The organism is Bifidobacterium sp. POST2/T3 (B1) (assembly GCF_058197115.1).
In genome coordinates, this window is record NZ_JBVPQK010000142.1 from 1 (window position 1) to 6,359 (window position 6,359).

Here is a 6,359-nt window from a genome sequence, read left to right on the forward strand (position 1 = left end):
CACAAGATCCTGACCGGTCGGCGCCGGGCCTACACGGACCCTGAGTCTCAGGAGGATTTGTCCGGATTCACCTCGCCTAAGGAGAGCCCCTACGACGACTTCATGCTGGGGCACACCGGCACCTCGATCGGCCTGGCCTGCGGGATGGCCGCCCAGCGGGATGCGACCGGCGGCAAGTCCAACATCATCGCTTTCATCGGGGACGGCTCCCTGAGCAGCGGACCGGCCTTCGAAGGGCTGGACTGGGCTGCCGAACAGGGCGGCAACCTGATCATCGTGGTCAATGACAACGAAATGTCCATTGCAGAGAACCACGGAGGACTCTACAAGAGCCTGGCGGCCCTGCGTGCCAGTGGGGGACGCAGCTCAGACAATCCCTTCCGCTCCCTTGGACTGGAATACTGCTACGTGGAGGAGGGCAACCGTATTGAGGACCTAATCGAGGCCTTCCGTCGGGTCAAGGACACCGATCATCCGGTGGTGGTCCATATCCACACCCGCAAGGGCCTGGGGCTGGGCCAGGGCAGCCATGGGCAGATCGGGCCGGCTTCCATGGGCCTGAGCGATGTGAACACAGATCATATGACTTCCCTGCCAGATTTGCCCGCCGAAGGTCCGGTAGAAGCCAACCACTGGCAGGACGGCTTGGACTCTTTTAACCGCTTGCCCAACTCACGAAAGACCTATGGAAGAATGGCCATGCAGGCCTTGGAGGCGAGGTTCCCGCAAGAGCCGGGCCTCATGGTCATCTCCCCCGCCACGCCGCTGTCAAATGGCATCGACCCCGACTTCCGCCAGCGGGCTGGAAACCACTACCGGGACGTGGGCATCGCCGAATCCCACGCGATAGCCTATGCTGCGGGCATCGCCAAGGCTGGAGGCACGCCCGTGGTCGCCACCTCGGCCACCTTCTTCCAGAGGGCCTACGACCAGATCGAACAGGAGATGGCCTTGAACGGCAGCGCGGTGACCCTGTTGGTTTTCTCCACTGGGGTAGCCAAAACCGATGCCACGCATTCAGGTACGGCCGACATGGTCATGATGCGGGGCATCCCCGGATTGACCTGTCTGGCTCCGACCAGTGGGGCCGAGTTTCTGGACATGCTGGCCTGGGCCACTGGCCCGGCTCGGCAGCCGGTGGTCATCAGGGTGCCCGGCGAGCGCACGCTGGCTACAGAAAGGGCCGGCAAGCAGATAGCGCCAGCAACCTCCAATCCCGCGGCCGAAAGCCAGCCTTGGGATCGTTATCGTATCCTGCAGGAAGGCAGGACAGTGGCCCTGCTGGCTCTCGGCGATGCCCTGCCCCTGGGCCGTGACCTAGCTGATTCCTTGGAGGCGTCCATGGGGCTGAAGCCCACGCTGGTGGACCCACATCGCTATGACCGCCTGGATGAGCAGACCCTGGATGCCCTGGCCAGCACCCACTCCCTTGTGGCCACCATCGAGGACGGCCAGCTGGACGGCGGCTGGGGACAGGCCGTGGCTGCCTACTACGGACCTGCACAGGTTCGCACCCTGGCCTTCGGAGCAGCCAAGGAGTTCAACGACCGGGTTCCCCAAGCTACCCTGCTGGAAAAGTATGGCATGACCGTTCCTGCAATGACTCAAGCCATCTCGGATGCCCTTGTCGACCAGGCTTCATAAATTTGACCCGCCGGTGGACCCAAACGGGTATAATAAAAGGGTTTGGCCCCGTAGCTCAGCTGGATAGAGCAACTGACTTCTAATCTGTAGGTCGAGAGTTCGAATCTCTCCGGGGTCACCAATAGTGCTTCTTGCTTGTGCACGAGAAGCAGGAAGTCGATTTGAGCTCATATCTCATAAATGAATGAGTAAGACGATTCGCAGTAGTTGACGACTGCTGACAAGGGTTCGTTCATTGTTGGCGATTTGTCATATCAAGCACACAAGCAGTCCAACTTCGCTCAGCAGACCACACATACACAAATCGCGCTACGAACTCACTGCCTGTGCTTATCAATCTCTCGTATTGAGAACGCAGCTATGGTAAGCCCATCAATCAGTCGTCCATCACTGATCATATTGGTAATATCAGCTGACCGCAGCCATTGGAGATCCTCTAGTTCCCAATCACCGCCTTGATTGACGCTATCGACTACAGGAATAGATGAAATGTCATCAAGCCGTATTTCCATCACCCGCACGTCGTCTTGAAGTACCCCGGCATCGGCATGAAGCCTATGCAACTGACGGACGGCGTCAGGCTGAGCCCGCAATCCGGTCTCTTCATGCAATTCACGAATGGCTGTGGTTTGAGGATTCTCGCCTTGCTCTCCCATGCCTCGCGGAAATTCCCACTGCCAGTCTTCCACAGCAACCCGCCAGTGCCGCGCTATCAGATAGAAGTCCTCTCCTTCTCGTTCTGCGACTGTCACGCAGATCACGCCTGGTTGACCCTGCTTGACAGACGCCACGTGCAAAGTCATGTCGGCACCCGTGTCCTTTACCTTGACATCCACAGCAGTCACGGTAAAGTCGGCTCCCCCGGCTTCCTCGAAGACTTTTCTACGCCTTATTTCCTGCAAAGGACACCTGGACCTTAGCTCATCAGCGTTTTTCACAGTCACCTTCCTGATCGATGATTACCGTTGAGCAAATACCATAGTTTGTGTTGCCGTATGCTGGTCGTACAACCACTCCATCATTGTCAGCAACTCAGGAAATACTTCAATAAACCAAGCTCCGGCCAATATCACGATAATGGATATTGAACTTGAAAAAATGATTTTGTCGCAAAAAACAGATATGGATGCGATGATCAGAGTCGCAACAAACTGTTTGATAATTTTTGAATTATCTTGCTTTCGGTCAAGCTGCGATGCAGACTTCTGCACACAATAGGCAATGTTGCGAATATGCTGCTGCTGGTCAGAATCCGGGGCGTTCGGTCGACAATTACGCCACTGTTGTATCGCGTCCCTCGACTGATAACAAAACTGCACAAAACAAGCGGAAGGCATCTGCCCCAACAATTCCGTGACCTTGCCCGACAGCATCAATGAGCGCCCGCCTGTCCGGCCTGCATAGCGCTCATACGAATTCGGTTTGCTCTCTACGGCCATAAGGCAGCAGCCTAGGTAATCCGCCATTGCTAAGCGGTATACGAACTGGTACCAGTCCACCAGCGTTTGATGGTCGCATTCCATGGTCCTATTGCAATCAGATCTACCTACAGGCAAAGTCGAATGCCTGATAAGCGCAAAGGCCTTGGATCGTCTCGGCTCATGGCTTACCTTGCTCAAAACATCCCTAAATGCGGTCTTTTCTGCCTCGTCCGCCTTGGAGGCAGAACACCAGGAACGCAGACAATCGGCGTTTTCACTGACAACAGGAAGAAAGGCCTCATTGAAGCTGCGGGCGATGCTGGAATTCGACCCGGTTTGAGAATCTTGTTGCTCATACCTGATGAGACCCTTCCGTTCAGCGTCTATCCATTCCTGCCAACGTTGAGCAAGGAATTGACAGGTACCATCAGACGGGTCTTGCTGGCAATATGCAGCGTACAAGTAAGCGATCCTTTGAGCTATCGACCAATGATCGCCTGTATGCTCATTCAAGACGGCTCTAGTCTGTGGAGCAAATCGTTGACTTTCTTCAGAAGTGACGGTCTTCTGTAAAACTTGATACTCCAGCGGACGCAGCGTACCTATATCCGGTAGGGTAACCGTCTCTTCTTCAGTCGAAAGTTGATGCTGATTATCAGGCGGCACTGTAGTGAACCGCAACAAGCACTGCTCCAAAGTCGGTTGTCTGCCGGATACGGTGAGAAAGGGCTTCTCATAACTGCTCTGTCCCAAAAGACCAAGAACGATATCAGGACCGAATGCCAGAAAATAGATGCCATCGAAGAGCTCTGCATCAGTCACAAAAACATGGGGACTATACAGAAATGCAGTTCTGAGAATGCCGGCAAATCGTTCAAGAAACTCCGAATGCTGCTGAATGGTTCTCTCACAGATGCTCACGCCGTCAGGACAATCTGACCAGAACTTCGAATTCACATCTGGAATGCGCTCTTGATCGCACTTTTGATTGCGGTTGCATAGATGTCTGACCTGATTCCAATCGTTCAGCTGTTCCTCTGAATCGAAATTGGTCAGCATGATGGCATATGAACATACGCTCTGAATCATGTCTATATGCTAGACCTCGTGTTTGCCTGCTCGTTCAGCACATTCGCCCATAAAACCGGTACAAGCAACTGAGACATGAAAGAACATACCAAAAGACCGATTGCTGGTCATTGAGACTCGGAATGTTCCACACCGCGGTTGCCGCTTCCCTTGGGAGATATCTGCATATAGACAGAAACTCGAATACGCCTGCAGCCATGAACGATTGGTACCAACCAGCAGATCAGCAAACAGGCGACAACTAAGATCAAAGGGCTCAGGCAAGCCAGAATTACTATGGCTACAAGGGATACACTCCCAGCAAGGGACCCCAACTGCAAGATTGAAGTCGCCCTGACGCAGCCCATAGCTTTCTTGTCCGTATAAGGTTCCCCTGGATGCCATTGCATCCCAACTTCCCTGCTTGGAGGCGACAGGCAAGAACCACCATTCCGCGTGGTCGGAATCGTATCTGCTCCGAAACTCGACAAACGTTTGGCTCAGAGCCACACATGTCGCTTAATTACGTCACGACACCCGGAGGATGCCATGCGCCCCCTTCTCGGCCAGGCTCATAACGTGGTTGACTATGGAATAGTCGCCAGGCTGATCGACCTTGAGCTCGACAAATCCGCCTTGGGCAGGCAGCAGAGGCAGTACCTGCGCTCCGGCTGATGAAGCACCGGCGGAATTCGCTCCTGAACCTCCGCCTATCAGATAACGGCCTTCAGTCCAGACAGTATCGAACTGAGTTCCCACGATATGGAAGGACAACGGTTGGTTGGGACCGGCATCCAGAACCCAGATGCGGACCCTTTGACCCTTCTCCAGCTTGAGAGGGTGTGAATCATATTGAAAGGCCCGTCCGTTGAAAGTCATGATATCCGGGGTCATGGCCGCCACTTTTTCAGCATCGGCAGTCCCCCCATTGGACCCCAGATAAATCTCGGATTGGACCAGAATATATTCCGCAGCCACTGGCGGGAGGGTGCCATCATCCACGACCACAGCTCCATACATACCGTTGGCTATATGGTTTGACATGGGGTCACTGCTGCAGTGGTACATCCAAATGCCGGCCCGATCAGCAGTGAAGGTGTACAGGAGCTCCTTGCCAGGGTCTATGTTGCGCATCATGGTCTGGGGAACAGCCGGTCCGGCATGAAAGTCAATGGAATGGCTCATGCTTCCCTTGTTTCTGATGGTTACTTCAAAGGTGTCTCCCACCCGACCTCTGAGCACCGGGCCCTGAGCCAAGGGCCTCGATCCCTTATCTCGTGGATCACTCGCGTCATCGAAGCTCCAGACCGTGCGCTCAAGCCCTGCTGTCACCTGCTCCTTACGTTCCTTGACATCCAGGGTGTACTTTCTGGTTCCAACCCTCCCTTGGTCATCCAGGGGTGGAAGAGTGGCCTTGGCAGGATCGCTCTTCTCCGCCTGCGACTTGAGCTTGGCTGCCGAAGGGGCCTGGTTCATGGTCATCTTCCCAGCGGAGGACTGCATTTGCTCGGTAGTTGTTCCACCCTTGGTCTTGACCTTGAGCTCCATACCCATCTGACGGTGTCCCGCCAGCGAGCACCATCCCAAGGTGTCGCCGCCCAGGACACCCACGTCGACCGAGACGCTCTGGCCTACGGGCACGGATCCTGTGCTCTTGCCATTGGCAAAAACCAAGTCATGCCGCTGATCTCCAGTGTTCTGAAAATCTACAACCAACCGGTCGCCTGCATCAATGGTGATGGTATCCGGCACAAAGGCCATCCCATTTACCTTGATGGAAGCTCTGCTGGTGTGCCCGGTCGGCTGGATGCTCTTCGACGATACGTCCTGAACCCCTCCAGTATTGGGCGTTGCCCCGACGGAAACAGCCAGCGTCGGCCGCAGAGCCATCAAGACCACCGCTGCCACCAAGATCAGCACAGTAGCCGAGGTGGCAACAAGGTCCGCCCGCAGGGCCAAGGTCCCAACAAGTTCGGTATGCGAATCCTTGGGCTGACGACGACGGTAGCGTTTGGAAGCCAGGACCTGCTTGCCACGAGCAGCCAGGTAAACCACGGTCAGCATCATGGAGAGGATTCCCAGGACATTCAGCAGGTTCCCCGCCTTCCATAAGGGCGTGTAGAGCCGGATGGCTCCAAGGAGCCTGATTAGCAAGCCAACCTGCATGAGCGCCCAAGCACCCCAGAGGAGGGGATGAAAAGGCAGAGGCCTGCGAATGACCGAGGG

4 protein-coding genes and 1 tRNA gene are annotated in these 6,359 nt (G+C 55.3%); 2 read left to right on the forward strand and 3 right to left on the reverse strand.

Annotated features, from left to right (window positions below):
* On the forward strand, positions 1-1,644 hold a 1,644-nt coding region (locus tag AC0AP0_RS07515), incomplete at its 5' end, for a 1-deoxy-D-xylulose-5-phosphate synthase (protein ID WP_490429985.1).
* Positions 1,645-1,688: 44 nt separating this feature from the next.
* Positions 1,689-1,765: transfer RNA gene (locus tag AC0AP0_RS07520), tRNA-Arg, on the forward strand.
* 196 nt (positions 1,766-1,961) lie between these two features.
* Here the strand turns inward: AC0AP0_RS07520 and AC0AP0_RS07525 are convergent.
* The 3 genes from AC0AP0_RS07525 to AC0AP0_RS07535 form a co-directional block, all read right to left on the reverse strand.
* Positions 1,962-2,489 carry an NUDIX hydrolase gene (locus AC0AP0_RS07525; protein WP_490429987.1) on the reverse strand — a complete coding sequence of 176 codons (528 nt, stop codon included), beginning with the start codon at positions 2,487-2,489 and terminating at the stop codon, positions 1,962-1,964.
* Positions 2,490-2,603: 114 nt separating this feature from the next.
* Positions 2,604-4,154, reverse strand: coding sequence for a hypothetical protein (locus tag AC0AP0_RS07530; protein ID WP_490429989.1), 1,551 nt, complete (start codon positions 4,152-4,154; stop codon positions 2,604-2,606).
* A gap of 507 nt (positions 4,155-4,661) precedes the next feature.
* Positions 4,662-6,359, reverse strand: a 1,698-nt coding sequence (locus tag AC0AP0_RS07535) for a multicopper oxidase domain-containing protein (RefSeq protein ID WP_490429991.1), incomplete at its 5' end; no start/stop codon positions are given.